Here is a 14,339-nt window from a genome sequence, read left to right as displayed (position 1 = left end):
CATGTGTTCCTGTATGGTGGCCCGCGTGTCCACCGCACTCGCCCCCACCCACGCCCCCGCACCCGCCCCGGCGGCCCCCCGCCGCCGTACCCGGATCCTCGCCCTGCCCGAGGCCCGCTGGGCGCTCGCCGCGACCGTCGCCTTCCTGCTCGGCCTCGCCCTCGACCTGACCGGCGCCCCCGCCTGGGCCTACGGCCCGCTGTACGCCGTCGCCTACCTCACCGGCGGCTGGGAGCCCGCGCTCGAAGGGCTGCGAGCGCTGCGCGAGAAGACCCTGGACGTCGATCTGCTGATGATCGTCGCGGCACTCGGCGCCGCCGCGATCGGGCAGGTCCTCGACGGCGCCCTGCTGATCGTCATCTTCGCCACCTCCGGCGCCCTGGAAGCCCTGGCCACCGCCCGCACCGCCGACTCCGTGCGCGGCCTGCTCGACCTCGCGCCCACCACCGCGACCCGGGTCACCGAGGCGGGCGAGGAGACCGTACCGACCGTCGAACTCGGCGTCGGTGACGTGCTGTTGATCCGCCCCGGCGAACGCATCGGCGCCGACGGCCGGGTCCTCGACGGCACCAGCGAGGCCGACGAGGCCACCATCACCGGCGAGCCCCTCCCGGTCCTCAAGCGCCCCGGCGACGACGTCTTCGCGGGCACCCTCAACGGCGCCGGCGCCCTGCGCGTCCGGGTCGACCGCGACCCCGCCGACTCGGTGATCGCCCGGATCGTCACCCTCGTCGAGGAGGCGTCCCGCACCAAGGCGCCGACCCAGCTGTTCATCGAGAAGATCGAGCAGCGCTATGCCGTGGGCATCGTGATCGCCACCCTCGCGGTCTTCGGCGTCCCCCTCGCCCTCGGCGCCGAACTCACCGACGCCCTGCTGCGCGCGATGACCTTCATGATCGTCGCCTCGCCGTGCGCGGTGGTCCTGGCGACCATGCCGCCGTTGCTGTCCGCCATCGCCAACGCGGGCCGGCACGGCGTCCTGGTCAAGTCGGCCGTCGCCATGGAACGCCTCGGCGAGATCGACACCACCGCCCTCGACAAGACCGGCACCCTCACCGAGGGCGCCCCCGAGGTGACCGGCGTCCGTCCGCTGCCGGATTCCGGCCTGGACGAGGACGCCCTGCTCGCGCTCGCCGCCTCCGCCGAACACCCCAGCGAACATCCGCTGGCCCGCGCGATCGTCGCCGCCGCCCGCGGCCGGGGCCTCGCCCTCGCGCCCGCCGAGGACTTCAGCGCGATCCCCGGACAGGGCGTCACCGCCACCGTCGACGGGCGCCGGGTGAGCGTGGGCCGCGCCGAGGCCGACAGCGACGCCACCGTCGTCCAGGTGCACCGCGACGGCACGCCGGTCGGCACCCTCGCCCTCACCGACCGCCTGCGCGCCGAGGCCCCCGCCACCACGGCCGCCCTCACCGCCCTGACCGGCACCGCCCCCGTCCTGCTCACCGGCGACCACGCCGGCGCCGCCGCCCGGGTCGCCGAGGCCACCGGCCTCACCGACGTCCGTGCGGGACTGCTCCCCGAGGACAAGGTCGACGCCGTACGCGACCTGCAGCAGCGGGGCCGCAAGGTGCTCTTCGTCGGCGACGGCGTCAACGACGCCCCCGCCCTCGCCGCCGCCCACTCCGGCATCGCCATGGGCCGCGCGGGCTCCGACCTGGCCCTGGAGACCGCGGACGCGGTGATCGTGCGCGACGAGCTGACGACCGTGCCCGCGGTGGTACGGCTGTCCCGGGCCGCCCGCCGGCTGGTGGTGCAGAACCTGGTCATCGCGGGGGTCTTCATCACCGGCCTGGTCCTGTGGGACCTGATCGGACACCTTCCGCTGCCGCTCGGCGTGGCGGGCCACGAGGGCTCGACCGTGCTGGTCGGCCTCAACGGACTGCGGCTTCTGCGTGAATCGGCATGGACCCAGGACCGCTGAGGTTGATGTCGGATTCTCGCCAGCCTTCCCCCGGCGCGTGCTCGATGCTGGACGCATGCAGAAGGGGATGCACACCCAGACCGAGCACTGCGTACGGGCCGTCCAGGCCAAGGACGCGCGCTTCGACGGATGGTTCTACACCGCGGTCCTGACCACCGGCATCTACTGCCGGCCCAGCTGTCCGGTGGTCGCGCCCAAGCCGGGGAACATGGTGTTCCACCCGAGCGCGGCCGCCTGTCAGCAGGCCGGCTTCCGGGCCTGCAAGAGGTGCCGCCCGGACGCCAGCCCCGGCTCCCCGGAGTGGAACCGGCGCGCCGACCTGGTGGCCCGCGCCATGCGGCTGATCGCCGACGGCGTGGTGGACCGCGAGGGCGTGCCCGGCCTCGCCGCCCGGCTCGGCTACAGCACCCGGCAGGTCGAACGCCAGCTCCTCGCCGAACTGGGCGCCGGCCCCCTCGCCCTGGCCCGCGCCCAACGCGCCCAGACCGCCCGCCTGTTGATCGAGACGACGCCGCTGCCGATGGCGCAGATCGCCTTCGCCGCCGGGTTCTCCTCGATCCGTACGTTCAACGACACCGTGCGCGAGGTCTTCGCCCTCGCCCCGAGCGACCTGCGCGCCCGCGCACCCCGCAGCACCCCGGGCCGCACCCCGGGCGTCCTCGGCCTCCGGCTGCCGTTCCGCGCGCCTCTCAACCCCGACAACCTCTTCGGCCACCTCGCCGCGACCGCCGTACCGGGCGTGGAGGAGTGGCGCGACGGCGCCTACCGGCGCACCCTGCGCCTGCCCTACGGCCACGGCATCGTCTCCCTCACCCCGAAGCCCGACCACATCGGCTGCCGCCTCACCCTCAGCGATCTGCGCGACCTGCCCGTCGCCATCAGCCGCTGCCGCCGCATGCTCGACCTGGACGCCGATCCGGTCGCCGTCGACGAGCGGCTCAGCACGGACGACCTGCTCGCGCCGCTGGTCGCCAAGGCGCCCGGACGGCGCGTCCCGCGCACGGTCGACGAGGCGGAGTTCGCCGTCCGGGCGGTCCTCGGCCAGCAGGTCTCCACCGCCGCCGCCCGCACCCACGCGGCCCGGCTGGTCACCGCGCACGGCGAACCGGTCGACGACCCCGAGGGCGGCCTCACCCACCTCTTCCCCACGCCCGAGGCGCTGGCGGCGGTGGACCCGGAGTCCCTGGCGATGCCGCGCACCCGCCGTGCGACGCTCACCACCCTCGTGGGCCAACTCGCCGACGGATCACTCCACCTGGGAGTGGAGAGCGACTGGGACGAGGCCCGCGCCCGGCTGCTCGCCCTGCCCGGCTTCGGCCCCTGGACGGTCGACGTCATCGCGATGCGCGCCCTCGGCGACCCCGACGCCTTCCTCCCCACCGACCTCGGAATCCGCCGCGCGGCAGGCGAGTTGGGCCTGCCCTCCACCCCCGCCGCCCTCACCGCACGCGCCGCCGCCTGGCGGCCCTGGCGGGCGTACGCCGTCCAGTACCTGTGGGCGACCGACAGCCACCCGATCAACTTCCTCCCGGTCTAAGGACGTTCCATGTACCAGCACACCATGATCGACAGCCCCTACGGCCCCCTCACCCTGGTCGCCGACGACGGCGTCCTGTGCGGCCTCTACATGACCGAGCAGCGCCACCGACCACCGGAAGAGACCTTCGGCCACCGCGACGACACCGCGCTCCATGCCGCGCGGGAGCAGCTGGCGGCCTATTTCGCGGGCGAGCTGAAGGAGTTCACCCTCGAACTGCGCCTGAAGGGAACCCCGTTCCAGCGCCGCGTCTGGGACCAGCTCCGCACGATCCCCTACGGCGAGACGCGCTCCTACGGCCAACTGGCCGACGCCCTCGGCAACCCCGCCGCCTCCCGCGCGGTCGGACTCGCCAACGGCAGGAACCCGATCGGCATCATCATCCCCTGCCACCGGGTCGTGGGAGCCAACGGCAGCCTCACCGGCTACGGCGGCGGCCTGGCCCGCAAGGAGCAACTGCTCGGCTTCGAGAGCGGCGCGGCCCTGTTCTAGAGCCCGCGCAGCAGTTCCGGCAGCGCGGTGCCGATCGGCTCCCGGATCACCTCGTCGGCGCGTGCGTCGTACGGGGTCGGCTCGGCGTTCACGATGACGAGCCGTGCCCCGTGGTCGGCGGCGACCCCGGCGAGGCCCGCCGCGGGCTGCACCTGGAGGCTGCTGCCGACCGCGATGAACACCTGGCAGGCCTTGGCGATCGAGACCGCCTCGCCCAGCACCACCGGGTCGAGCCGCTCGCCGAACATCACCGTGGCCGACTTCAGGATCCCCCCGCACGTCAGGCACGGCGGATCCTCCTCACCGGCCTCGACCCGGGCCAGGGCGTCCTCCATCGGCCCGCGGGCATGGCACCCGGTGCACACCACACCGCGCGCGGAACCGTGCAGTTCGAGCACCTTGCGCGCGGGCATCCCGGCGAGCTGGTGCAGCCCGTCCACGTTCTGCGTGATCACCCTGACCGGCACCCCGGACCGCTCCAGCTCGGCGACCGCGTGGTGCGCGGCGTTCGGCTCCGCCCGCAGCGTGCCGTTCTCGCGCCGCATCTGCCAGGAGCGCCGGCGGATCTCCGGGTCGCCCATGTAGTACGCGTACGTCACGAGCTTCTCGGCGTCCGGATCGCGCCGCCACAGTCCGTTCGGCCCGCGGTAGTCCGGGATCCCGGAGTCCGTGCTGATACCGGCGCCGGTGAGGAGGGCGACGAGGGGCTTGGCCATGGCACCGAGGGTAGGCCGGGGGCCGGAGCCCGGCGAACGGATATTCGGGCCACCGGGCCGCCGACAGTGGTAGCGTCCGCGCATGGCCAAGGTCACCGTCTCGCTCGACGCCGAACTCGTCGTCGAAGCCATGGTCCTGGCGGGCGTAGGCAGCCCCCAGGACGCCGTCGAACTCGTCGTCCGCGACTACATCGCGCGCGGTCACCGCACCGAGGCCCGCCTCGCCGAACGCGACGACGCGCTGCGCGAGGTCGACGCCCGGCCCCGGGACGTCGAGGGCTGACCCGGGCCCGGCTCAGCCGGCCCGGTGCCCGTTCTCCAGCTCCGCCGTGCCCCCGCCGTCCGCGAGGACGTCCAGCGCGGCCAGCACCCGGCGGCCCAGGGCGCCCGGCAGATACCCGGTGAGCTCCTCGCGCGGGACCAGACGCCAGGACAGCAGCTCCTCCTCCTGGAGCCGGATCGCCTTGAAGTCGTCCTCGCCGAGGACACCACCGTCGTACAGATAGGCGACCAGCGGCGGCCGGCCCGTGCCGTGCACCCAGTCCACCGCGAGCAGCGGGCCGAGCGGCACGTCGAGGCCGATCTCCTCGGCCGTCTCCCGGCGCGCGCCCTGGCGCGGGGTCTCACCGTCGTCGGACTCGACCGTACCGCCCGGAAGCGCCCAGCCCGCCCGGTAGTTGGGCTCGACGAGCAGCACCCGCCCCTGCGCGTCCCGGAGCAGGGCGGCGGCACCGGCGAGGACGCGGGGCAGCCCCGCGATGTACGTGGCGAAGTCCTGAGTGGTCACCCTGGAAGGGTAACCACCGCCTCACTCGCTCCCGGCCAGCCGCAGGGTCCGCTCGGCCAGCTCGCTGATCCGCACCCCGTCGAAGCCGAACACCGCGCTGCGCACCGTGTCCTCCAGCGGGTCCCGCCACTGCGCCGGGATCGCCTCCGCGCCCGTCAGCACCCCGGCCACCGAGCCCGCGGTCGCCCCGTTGGAGTCGGTGTCCAGACCGCCCCGGACCGTCAGCGTGATGGTGCGGGTGAAGTCGCCGTCGCCGTACAGGAGCCCGGCGGTGAGGACGGCGGCGTTCGGGACGGTGTGGATCCAGCCGAGCCCCGCGGTCTCCTCGGCGACCGTGGTGAGCGTGTCCTCCCAGGTCATCCGGGTGTCGTGCAGGGAGATCACCCGGCGCACGGTGCGCGCGAGGCGGCTGCTCGCCGGGATCACGGTGAGGGCCTCGGTCAGCGCGTGCCGGACGGTGGGCGCGGCAAACGCCGCCGAGACCAGCGCCGCCGCCCACATCGCGCCGTACACCCCGTTGCCGGTGTGCGACAGCACCGCGTCCCGGCGGGCCAGGCCGGCGGCCCGGCGCGGGGCCGCGGGGCAGGTCCAGCCGTAGATGTCGGCCCGGATCAGGGCGCCGATCCACTCCTGGTAGGGGTTGTCGTAGGTGGCGGTCAGCGGCGGCTTGAGCCCGTTGGCGAGGTTCCGGTACGCCGCCCGCTCGGCGGTGAAGGTCTGCAGGTACGGCAGCCGCAGCAGCCACAGGTCGCCGACCTGCTCGGTGCTGAAGCCGAAGCCGTGGGTCTCCAGCAGGTCCAGGCCGAGGATGGCGTAGTCGACGTCGTCGTCCCGGCAGCTGCCGTGGATCCGGCCGCGCACGCACTGGCGCCACTCCGGGCGCAGCTCGAAGGCGTCGTCCTCGCCGGGCGGCGGCTCGGGCAGGTAGTCGGTGAGCGGCAGGGCGTCGGCCCGCCGCAGGTAGCGGTCGATCCGGTCCCGCGTCCACAGGTCGCCGTGCTCGACCGGTTTGCCGAGCATGTTGCCGGCGATCCGGCCCAGCCAGCCGCCGAGCACGCGGTCGGCGAGTTCCGGCTCGATACCCACAGGGGTCATACGACCGGTCTACCCGATTCCGGGGGACACGGACAGCGGGGCGCGGTGTGGGCCTGTGGTTCCGGGGCACCTCGTCCAGGGACCGGGCGGGGCATGACGGCGAGGGTGTCCTGCGGTTAAGGTCGCAGCGGCGCGACTGGCCTTGACATGCGCGAGGCCCGGAGAGCAAGGGGATCACAGGTGACACAGCGCGTGCTCATCGCCGCGGACAAGTTCAAGGGCTCGCTGACGGCCGTGCAGGTCGCCGAGCGGGTGACGGCCGGGCTGCGGCAGGTCGTGCCCGACGTCGAGGTCGAGGCGCTGCCCGTGGCCGACGGCGGCGACGGCACCGTGGACGCCGCGGTCGCGGCCGGTTTCGAGCGGCACGAGGTACGGGTCGCGGGGCCCCTCGGCGACGAGGTCACGGCGGCGTTCGCGCTGCGCGGTGACACGGCCGTCGTCGAGATGGCGGAGGCCAGCGGCCTCCAGCGGCTCCCGGCGGGCGTCTTCGCGCCGCTGACGGCGTCCACGTACGGCTCCGGGGAGCTGCTGCGGGCCGCCCTGGACGCGGGCGCCCGGACCCTCGTCTTCGGCGTCGGCGGCAGCGCCACGACCGACGGCGGCGCCGGGATGCTCGCCGCGCTCGGCGCGCGGTTCCTGGACGCGGACGGCCAGCCGGTGACGCCCGGTGGTGGCGGCCTCGGCGAGCTGGCCTCGGCCGACCTGTCCGGCCTGGACCCGCGGCTCGGCTCGGTCGAGCTGGTGCTCGCGAGCGACGTCGACAACCCGCTGACCGGCCCCACGGGCGCCCCGGCGGTCTACGGCCCGCAGAAGGGCGCCTCACCGGACGACGTGGCCACCCTGGACGCGGCCCTCGCGCACTTCGCGAAGGTGCTGGAGGGCGCGATCGGAGCCAAGGCCGCCGAGCACGCCGCGGCCCCCGGCGCGGGCGCGGCGGGCGGCATCGGCTACGGCGCCCTGCTCCTCGGCGCCCGGTTCCGCCCCGGCATCGAGGTCATGCTCGACGTCCTCGGCTTCGCGCCGGCGCTGGAGCGTGCGGAGCTGGTGATCACCGGGGAGGGCTCCCTGGACGAGCAGACGCTGCACGGCAAGGCCCCGGCCGGCGTCGCCGCGGCGGCCCGGGCGGCCGGCAAGGAGGTCGTCGCGGTGTGCGGACGGCTGGCCCTGCCCCCGGAGGCGCTGGGGCGGGCCGGGATCCGGCGCGTGTACCCGCTGACCGACCTGGAGCCGGACGTCGAGAAGTGCATCGCGGAGGCCGGGCCGATTCTGGAGCGCTCGGCCGCGCGTATCGCCGAGGACTTCCTGCGCTGATCCTCGCGGCGCCTTCCTCGCCCGGGCGGGGAAACGCGAAGGGCCCCGGACCGTATCGGTCCGGGGCCCTTCGCGTGCCGGCGTTACGGCAGCTGCGCCGCCCGCGCCTCGCGGCGGTTGTCGCGGAAGTTGTTCACCCGGCGCGCCGTGGCGAACAGCGGGATCACCGCGCCCATGACCAGCTGCAGCGCGCAGCCCGTCTGGAGCAGCAGCTGGCCGCTCGGGGCGTCGAACGCCCACGCCGCCAGCAGCCCCATCGAGAGCACGATCCACGCCAGCATCGCCACCGCCAGCCGCCCCCGCGGCTTCGGGTACTCCACCCGGCTCACCATCAGCCACGCCGTCCCCAGGACCGCCAGCAGCGTCGCCACGAAGGGCAGCTCCAGCAGCACGATCGAGACGACGGTCAGCGCCCCGAACGGCGAGGGCATGCCCTGGAACATGCCGTTCGGCGGGGTCACGCACGAGAAGCGCGCAAGCCGCAGCACCACCGCCAGCAGCACCACGATCGCGCCGACCGCGGCCACCTTCTGGTGGGCCCCGTCGGTCACCATGCCGTAGACCAGCACGAAGTACGCCGGCGCGAGGCCGAAGCTGATCAGGTCCGAGAGGTTGTCCAGCTCGGCGCCCATCGGCGAGGAGCGCAGCTTGCGCGCGACCAGGCCGTCGAACAGGTCGAAGATGGCCGCGCACAGCATCAGGATCACGGCCGTGGCCGCGCTGTGCCGCGCCATGCCGACCTCTTCACTCCCCGTGAAGTGGGGGATGAGGATGCCGGTGGTGGTGAAGTACACGGCCATGAAGCCGCATGTGGCGTTGCCGAGGGTGAGGGTGTCCGCTATCGAGAGGCGGAGAGAGAGGGGCATCTCCTCCTCTTCGTCCACCTCGTCCGCCTCGGGCACCCAGCCCGTCTGTGTCTCCGGATCAATCACGGTCAATGCGAGTCACCCCAGCCACGGTCTTCTGCCCGACCTCGACCGCGACCTCCACGCCCTCGGGCAGATAGATGTCGACCCGCGAGCCGAAGCGGATCAGACCGATCCGGTCCCCCTGCTCGACCTTCGTCCCCTGAGGGATGTAGGGCACGATGCGACGGGCGACCGCGCCTGCGATCTGGACCATCTCGATGTCGCCGAGTTCGGTGTCGAAATGCCAGACTACGCGCTCGTTGTTCTCGCTCTCCTTGTTGAACGCCGGAACGAACCCGCCCGGGATGTGCTCGACCGAGGTCACCGTGCCGGAGAGGGGCGCGCGGTTGACGTGGACGTTGAGCGGGCTCATGAAGATCGCGACGCGGGTGCGCCCGTCCTTCCACGGCATGATGCTCTGCACCACACCGTCGGCGGGCGAGATGACCCGGCCCTGGGCGATCTCGCGCTCGGGGTCGCGGAAGAACCACAGCATGCCCGCCGCGAGGGCGGTGGCGGGCACGGCCACGGCCTTGGCGGCGCCGGAGCGGCGCGCCTTGACCAGGCTGAGGGCTGCGGTGGCGACGGTCGGGAGAAGCCACGGCGATGCTCCGCGCGCGAGGCGTACGCCGGCCCGGCTGTCGCGAGGTGCAGAGGTTTGGCTGTGGGGCATGGATGACCTTCGTAGCGGATGATGCCGCGCACTGAGGGGGGACGGCGGCTTTCCCGGGATCGTACCGGTCGCGGGCCACAACTGGGCAAGCCAGGAAGCCGAGTCGGCGGCTGAAGAGTGTTGACGGGGTGTGATCTTCTTCTCGAAGAAAACACCCCGAACCAGGACATCTAGCCCTGGAGTCGATACTCTTCGAGCAACCTGCGCCCGATGATCATTTTCTGGATCTCGGCGGTACCTTCACCGATCAGCAGCATCGGGGCCTCACGGTAGAGGCGCTCGATCTCGTACTCCTTGGAGAAGCCGTAGCCGCCGTGGATCCGGAAGGCATCCTCCACGACCTCCTTGCAGTACTCGGAGGCGAGGTACTTCGCCATCCCAGCCTCAAGGTCGTTTCGCTCCCCGGAGTCCTTTTTGCGTGCCGCGTTCACCATCATGGCATGGGCGGCCTCGACCTTGGTAGCCATCTCGGCGAGCTTGAACTGGATCGCCTGGTGCTGGGCGATCGGTTTGCCGAAAGTGTGGCGCTGCTGGGCGTAATGGACACCCAGTTCGAAGGCACGCTGAGCGACGCCGCAGCCACGCGCCGCCACGTTGACGCGGCCGACTTCGACGCCGTCCATCATTTGGTAAAAACCTCGGCCGGTGACCCCGCCGAGCACCCGGTCGGCGGGAACCCGCAGGCCATCCATGATGAGTTCGGTGGTGTCGACCCCCTTGTACCCCATCTTGTCGATCTTGCCCGGAATGGTCAGGCCGGGGCGGACCTCACCGAAGCCGGGCTCCTTCTCGACGAGGAAGGTGGTCATCGACTTGTGCGGCTTGGCGGCCGCTTCCTCGGGGGAGAGACCTTCGTCACTTCGCACCAGAACGGCCACCAGAGACGACGTTCCGCCGTTCGTGAGCCACATCTTCTGACCGTTCAGGACGTACTCGTCGCCGTCCTTGACCGCCTTGGAGGTGATCGCCGACACGTCCGAGCCGAGCGCCGGCTCCGACATGGAGAAGGCGCCGCGGATGTCGCCGGCCGCCATCCTCGGCAGGAAGTGGTCCTTCTGCTCCTGCGTGCCGTGCTGCTTGAGCATGTACGCCACGATGAAGTGGGTGTTGATGATGCCGGACACCGACATCCAGCCCCGCGCGATCTCCTCCACACACAGGGCGTACGTCAGGAGGGACTCGCCCAGGCCGCCGTACTCCTCCGGGATCATCAGGCCGAACAGGCCCAACTCCCTGAGCCCGTCGACGATCTGCTGGGGGTATTCGTCGCGGTGCTCCAGCTGGGTCGCGACCGGAATGATCTCCTTGTCCACGAAGTCCCGGACGGTGGACAGGATCTCCTGCTGGATGTCGGTCAGACCGGCGGTCTGGGCGAGTCGCGCCATGGCTACTTCTCCTGCTCCTTGAGCTCGGGGCGGCCCGGCTGCTCGCCGCCGCGCTCCTTGATGTAGGTCTCGGTCGGCACCATCACCTTGCGGCGGAACACACAGACCAGCGTGCCGTCCTGCTTGTAGCCCTTGGTCTCGACGTAGACGATGCCGCGGTCGTTCTTCGACTTCGACGGCCACTTGTCGAGCACGGTCGTCTGGCCGTAAAGGGTGTCGCCGTGGAAGGTCGGCGCCACGTGCTTGAGCGACTCGATCTCCAGGTTGGCGATGGCCTTTCCGGAGATGTCCGGGACGGACATGCCGAGCAGCAGCGAGTAGATGTAGTTCCCGACGACGACGTTCTTGCCGAAGTCCGTCGTCTTCTCCGCATAGTTGGTGTCCATGTGGAGCGGGTGGTGGTTCATGGTGAGCAGGCAGAACAGGTGGTCGTCGTACTCGGTGACCGTCTTGCCCGGCCAGTGCTTGTACGTCGCCCCGACCTCGAACTCCTCGTAGGTGCGTCCGAACTGCATCGCGCTCAGGCCTCCGGGATCTCGAACTTCGACGTGCGCCGCATGCCGGCGGCGCGTCCCTTGCCGGAGATGACCAGGGCCATCTTGCGGCTGGCCTCGTCGATCATCTCGTCGCCGAGCATCGCCGAGCCCTTCTTGCCGCCCGCCTCGGACGTGTAGTAGTCGTACGCGTCCAGGATCAGCTCGGCGTGGTCGAAGTCCTCCTGCGACGGCGAGAAGATCTCGTTGGACGCCTCCACCTGGCCCGGGTGCAGCACCCACTTGCCGTCGAAGCCGAGCGCGGCGGCGCGCCGGGCGACCTCGCGGTAGCCGTCGATGTTGCGGATCTGCAGGTAGGGGCCGTCGATCGCCTGGAGGTTGTTGGCGCGGGCGGCCATCAGGATCTTCATCAGGATGTAGTGGTAGGCGTCCGCCGGGTAGCCGGGCGGCTGCTCGCCCACGACCAGCGACTTCATGTTGATCGACGCCATGAAGTCGGCCGGGCCGAAGATGATCGTCTCGACGCGCTGGGAGGCCGTCGCGATCTCGTTGACGTGGTTGAGGCCCTGCGCGTTCTCGATCTGCGCCTCGATGCCGATCTTGCCGACCTCGAAGCCCATCGTCTTCTCGATCTGCGTCAGCAGCAGGTCCAGCGCCACGATCTGCTGGGGCGTCTGCACCTTCGGCAGCATGATGCAGTCGAGGTTCTGGCCCGCGCCCTCGACGACGGTCACCACGTCGCGGTAGGTCCACTCGGTCGTCCAGTCGTTGACGCGCACGACCCGCGTCTTGCCCGTCCAGTCGCCCTCGTTGAGGAACTTGACGATGGTGTGCCGCGCCTCGGGCTTGGCGAGCGGCGCGCACGCGTCCTCCAGGTCCAGGAAGACCTGGTCGGCCGGGAGCCCCTGGGCCTTCTCCAGGAAGCGCGGGTTCGAGCCCGGCACCGCCAGACAGGAACGCCGGGGGCGAAGGCGGTTGACCGTGGTCATGCGGGGACCTCCAGGGGGTCGAGCTTGTTCGCTGTGCGGATCTCATCGACGATGCGGCCGATGATCCCGGTGATGTCGAAGTCCTTCGGGGTGAAGACCGCGGCCACTCCGGCGGCCCGGAGCTGTTCGGCGTCACCCTTCGGGATGATGCCACCGGCGATCACCGGGATATCTGTGGCACCGGCCACACGCAGCCGTTCCAGGACGTCCGGCACCAACTGGGCGTGCGAGCCGGACAGGATGGACAGCCCCACCGCGTGCACGTCCTCGGCGAGGGCCGCGTCCACGATCTGCTCCGGGGTGAGCCGGATGCCCTGGTAGACCACCTCGAACCCGGCGTCCCGGGCCCGCACGGCGATCTGCTCGGCGCCGTTGGAGTGCCCGTCCAGGCCCGGCTTGCCGACCAGGAAGCGCAGCTTGCCGACGCCGAGGTCGCGGGCCGTCTCCGCCACCCGGTGGCGGACCAGCGCCATCGCGGTGCCCTCCTCGGCGGTCACCGCGACCGGCGCGGAGGACACACCGGTCGGCGCCCGGAACTCCCCGAACACCTCGCGCAGCGCCCCGGCCCACTCGCCGGTCGTGACGCCGGCCCGGGCGCACTCCAGGGTGGCCTCCATGAGGTTGGCGGTGCCCTGGGCGGCCTCCTTCAGCCTCTCCAGCGCCTTGCAGGGGCGCGGGTGGTTGAAGGGGGGCTGGTAGCGGGTGCCGCGCCAGTGCTCCAGGGCGGCGATCACCCGGGCCTCGACCGCGGGGTCGACCGTCTGGATCGCGGCGTCCAGGTCGGCCGTGAGCGGGTTCGGCTCGGTCGACTCGTAGATGTTGACGCCGACGATCTTCTCCTGGCCGGACTCGATCCGCGCCCGGCGCTCGGCATGGGAGGCCACCAGCTGCGACTTGAGGTAGCCGGACTCGACGGCGGCCATCGCGCCGCCCATCTCCTGGATCCGCTCGATCTCCGCGAGCGACTCCTCGACCAGCGCCTCGACCTTGGTCTCGATCACCTTCGAGCCCTCGAAGATGTCCTCGTACTCCAGCAGATCGCTCTCATGGGCGAGGACCTGCTGGATCCGCAGCGACCACTGCTGGTCCCAGGGCCGGGGCAGGCCCAGCGCCTCGTTCCAGGCCGGGAGCTGGACGGCACGCGCGCGGGCGTCCTTGGAGAGGGTGACGGCCAGCATCTCCAGCACGATCCGCTGGACGTTGTTCTCCGGCTGCGCCTCCGTCAGGCCCAGGGAGTTGACCTGGACGCCGTAGCGGAAGCGGCGCTGCTTGGGGTCCTGGATGCCGTAGCGCTCGCGGGTGATCTTGTCCCAGATGCGGCCGAAGGCGCGCATCTTGCACATCTCCTCGACGAAACGGACGCCCGCGTTCACGAAGAAGGAGATACGGGCGACGACCTCGCCCATCCGCTCCTCGGGGACCTGGCCGCCGGCGCGCACGGCGTCCAGGACCGCGATCGCGGTGGACATCGCGTACGCGATCTCCTGGACCGGGGTCGCGCCCGCCTCCTGCAGGTGGTAGCTGCAGATGTTGATCGGGTTCCACTTGGGCAGGTGGGAGACCGTGTACGCGATCATGTCCGTCGTCAGCCGGAGCGACGGCCCGGGCGGGAAGACGTGCGTGCCCCGGGACAGGTACTCCTTGACGATGTCGTTCTGGGTCGTGCCCTGGAGCTTGGTGATGTCCGCACCCTGCTCCTCCGCGACGACCTGATAGAGCGCCAGCAGCCACATGGCGGTGGCGTTGATGGTCATCGAGGTGTTCATCTGCTCCAGGGGGATGTCCTGGAACAGCCGGCGCATGTCACCGAGGTGCGAGACGGGCACCCCGACCCGGCCGACCTCGCCGCGGGCGAGGATGTGGTCCGGGTCGTAGCCGGTCTGGGTCGGCAGGTCGAAGGCGACGGACAGACCCGTCTGGCCCTTGGCGAGGTTGCGCCGGTACAGCTCGTTGGACGCCTCGGCCGTGGAGTGACCGGCGTAGGTCCGCATGAGCCACGGCCGGTCCTTCTGACGCTCAGTCATGAGG

Annotated in this window: 14 protein-coding genes; 5 read left to right on the top strand and 9 right to left on the bottom strand. The window is 71.7% G+C overall.

From position 1 onward, the window contains the following. The first annotated feature begins 13 nt into the window (after positions 1 to 13). Genes ACWD1Z_RS06415 through ACWD1Z_RS06405 form a run of 3 tightly spaced genes read left to right on the top strand, consistent with a single transcriptional unit; the run spans position 14 to position 3,953 of the window. On the top strand, positions 14 to 1,924 hold the full coding sequence (locus ACWD1Z_RS06415) for a heavy metal translocating P-type ATPase (protein WP_451116030.1): 1,911 nt from the start codon (positions 14 to 16) through the stop codon (positions 1,922 to 1,924). A 55-nt stretch (positions 1,925 to 1,979) separates the two neighbouring features. Further along, positions 1,980 to 3,461, top strand: coding sequence for an AlkA N-terminal domain-containing protein (locus tag ACWD1Z_RS06410; RefSeq protein ID WP_451116029.1), 1,482 nt, complete (start codon positions 1,980 to 1,982; stop codon positions 3,459 to 3,461). A 9-nt stretch (positions 3,462 to 3,470) separates the two neighbouring features. Then, on the top strand, positions 3,471 to 3,953 hold the full coding sequence (locus tag ACWD1Z_RS06405; protein ID WP_451116027.1) for a methylated-DNA--[protein]-cysteine S-methyltransferase: 483 nt from the start codon (positions 3,471 to 3,473) through the stop codon (positions 3,951 to 3,953). Here ACWD1Z_RS06405 and ACWD1Z_RS06400 read toward each other — a convergent pair. After that, on the bottom strand, positions 3,950 to 4,669 hold the full coding sequence (locus ACWD1Z_RS06400; RefSeq protein WP_451116025.1) for an SIR2 family NAD-dependent protein deacylase: 720 nt from the start codon (positions 4,667 to 4,669) through the stop codon (positions 3,950 to 3,952). The two genes, ACWD1Z_RS06405 and ACWD1Z_RS06400, sit on opposite strands and share 4 nt — an antisense overlap. An 82-nt stretch (positions 4,670 to 4,751) precedes the next feature. Here ACWD1Z_RS06400 and ACWD1Z_RS06395 point away from each other — a divergent pair, with 82 nt between their 5' ends. After that, positions 4,752 to 4,952 carry a type II toxin-antitoxin system VapB family antitoxin gene (locus ACWD1Z_RS06395; RefSeq protein WP_389420727.1) on the top strand — a complete coding sequence of 67 codons (201 nt, stop codon included), beginning with the start codon at positions 4,752 to 4,754 and terminating at the stop codon, positions 4,950 to 4,952. Positions 4,953 to 4,964: 12 nt separating this feature from the next. Here ACWD1Z_RS06395 and ACWD1Z_RS06390 read toward each other — a convergent pair whose 3' ends face one another. Both ACWD1Z_RS06390 and ACWD1Z_RS06385 read right to left on the bottom strand, forming a co-directional pair. After that, the gene (locus ACWD1Z_RS06390) at positions 4,965 to 5,456 is read right to left on the bottom strand and encodes an NUDIX domain-containing protein (RefSeq protein WP_451116023.1); all 492 of its coding nucleotides are present in this window, start codon (positions 5,454 to 5,456) and stop codon (positions 4,965 to 4,967) included. 21 nt (positions 5,457 to 5,477) lie between these two features. Continuing rightward, positions 5,478 to 6,551, bottom strand: coding sequence for an ADP-ribosylglycohydrolase family protein (locus ACWD1Z_RS06385; protein ID WP_451116022.1), 1,074 nt, complete (start codon positions 6,549 to 6,551; stop codon positions 5,478 to 5,480). A 192-nt stretch (positions 6,552 to 6,743) separates the two neighbouring features. Here ACWD1Z_RS06385 and ACWD1Z_RS06380 point away from each other — a divergent pair, with 192 nt between their 5' ends. Beyond that, the gene (locus ACWD1Z_RS06380; protein ID WP_451116343.1) at positions 6,744 to 7,862 is read left to right on the top strand and encodes a glycerate kinase; all 1,119 of its coding nucleotides are present in this window, start codon (positions 6,744 to 6,746) and stop codon (positions 7,860 to 7,862) included. An 83-nt stretch (positions 7,863 to 7,945) separates the two neighbouring features. Here ACWD1Z_RS06380 and pssA read toward each other — a convergent pair whose 3' ends face one another. From pssA to ACWD1Z_RS06350, 6 genes are all read right to left on the bottom strand, one after another. Continuing rightward, complete coding sequence (gene pssA, locus ACWD1Z_RS06375; RefSeq protein WP_351981335.1) at positions 7,946 to 8,764, bottom strand: CDP-diacylglycerol--serine O-phosphatidyltransferase; 819 nt, start codon at positions 8,762 to 8,764, stop codon at positions 7,946 to 7,948. A 22-nt stretch (positions 8,765 to 8,786) separates the two neighbouring features. Continuing rightward, complete coding sequence (locus ACWD1Z_RS06370; protein ID WP_451116021.1) at positions 8,787 to 9,443, bottom strand: phosphatidylserine decarboxylase; 657 nt, start codon at positions 9,441 to 9,443, stop codon at positions 8,787 to 8,789. A 170-nt stretch (positions 9,444 to 9,613) separates the two neighbouring features. Then, entirely contained in the window at positions 9,614 to 10,828 is a 1,215-nt protein-coding gene (locus ACWD1Z_RS06365) for an acyl-CoA dehydrogenase family protein (RefSeq protein ID WP_451116019.1), read from the bottom strand. 2 nt (positions 10,829 to 10,830) lie between these two features. Beyond that, positions 10,831 to 11,343 (bottom strand): MaoC family dehydratase, encoded by a 513-nt coding sequence (locus ACWD1Z_RS06360; RefSeq protein ID WP_328421439.1) that lies wholly within the window; start codon positions 11,341 to 11,343, stop codon positions 10,831 to 10,833. 5 nt (positions 11,344 to 11,348) lie between these two features. Further along, positions 11,349 to 12,311 carry an HpcH/HpaI aldolase/citrate lyase family protein gene (locus ACWD1Z_RS06355; RefSeq protein ID WP_451116017.1) on the bottom strand — a complete coding sequence of 321 codons (963 nt, stop codon included), beginning with the start codon at positions 12,309 to 12,311 and terminating at the stop codon, positions 11,349 to 11,351. Further along, a complete protein-coding gene (locus ACWD1Z_RS06350) occupies positions 12,308 to 14,335 on the bottom strand; it encodes a protein meaA (RefSeq protein WP_451116015.1) in 2,028 nt (675 codons plus the stop codon). The genes ACWD1Z_RS06355 and ACWD1Z_RS06350 overlap by 4 nt, the downstream gene beginning before the upstream one ends. Positions 14,336 to 14,339 lie beyond the last annotated feature (4 nt).

It is taken from the genome of Streptomyces sp. NPDC002784 (assembly GCF_053592135.1).
This window is presented reverse-complemented; position numbering and strand designations above follow the sequence as displayed.

Coding starts and splice junctions, on each gene's coding strand:
- ACWD1Z_RS06405 (WP_451116027.1), top strand. CDS start 3,471: ATGTACCAGCACACCATGATCGACAGCCCCTACGGCCCCCTCACCCTG.
- ACWD1Z_RS06400 (WP_451116025.1), bottom strand. CDS start 4,669: ATGGCCAAGCCCCTCGTCGCCCTCCTCACCGGCGCCGGTATCAGCACG.
- ACWD1Z_RS06415 (WP_451116030.1), top strand. CDS start 14: ATGGTGGCCCGCGTGTCCACCGCACTCGCCCCCACCCACGCCCCCGCA.
- ACWD1Z_RS06385 (WP_451116022.1), bottom strand. CDS start 6,551: ATGACCCCTGTGGGTATCGAGCCGGAACTCGCCGACCGCGTGCTCGGC.
- ACWD1Z_RS06410 (WP_451116029.1), top strand. CDS start 1,980: ATGCAGAAGGGGATGCACACCCAGACCGAGCACTGCGTACGGGCCGTC.
- ACWD1Z_RS06395 (WP_389420727.1), top strand. CDS start 4,752: ATGGCCAAGGTCACCGTCTCGCTCGACGCCGAACTCGTCGTCGAAGCC.
- ACWD1Z_RS06360 (WP_328421439.1), bottom strand. CDS start 11,343: ATGCAGTTCGGACGCACCTACGAGGAGTTCGAGGTCGGGGCGACGTAC.
- ACWD1Z_RS06365 (WP_451116019.1), bottom strand. CDS start 10,828: ATGGCGCGACTCGCCCAGACCGCCGGTCTGACCGACATCCAGCAGGAG.
- ACWD1Z_RS06370 (WP_451116021.1), bottom strand. CDS start 9,443: ATGCCCCACAGCCAAACCTCTGCACCTCGCGACAGCCGGGCCGGCGTA.
- ACWD1Z_RS06355 (WP_451116017.1), bottom strand. CDS start 12,311: ATGACCACGGTCAACCGCCTTCGCCCCCGGCGTTCCTGTCTGGCGGTG.
- ACWD1Z_RS06350 (WP_451116015.1), bottom strand. CDS start 14,335: ATGACTGAGCGTCAGAAGGACCGGCCGTGGCTCATGCGGACCTACGCC.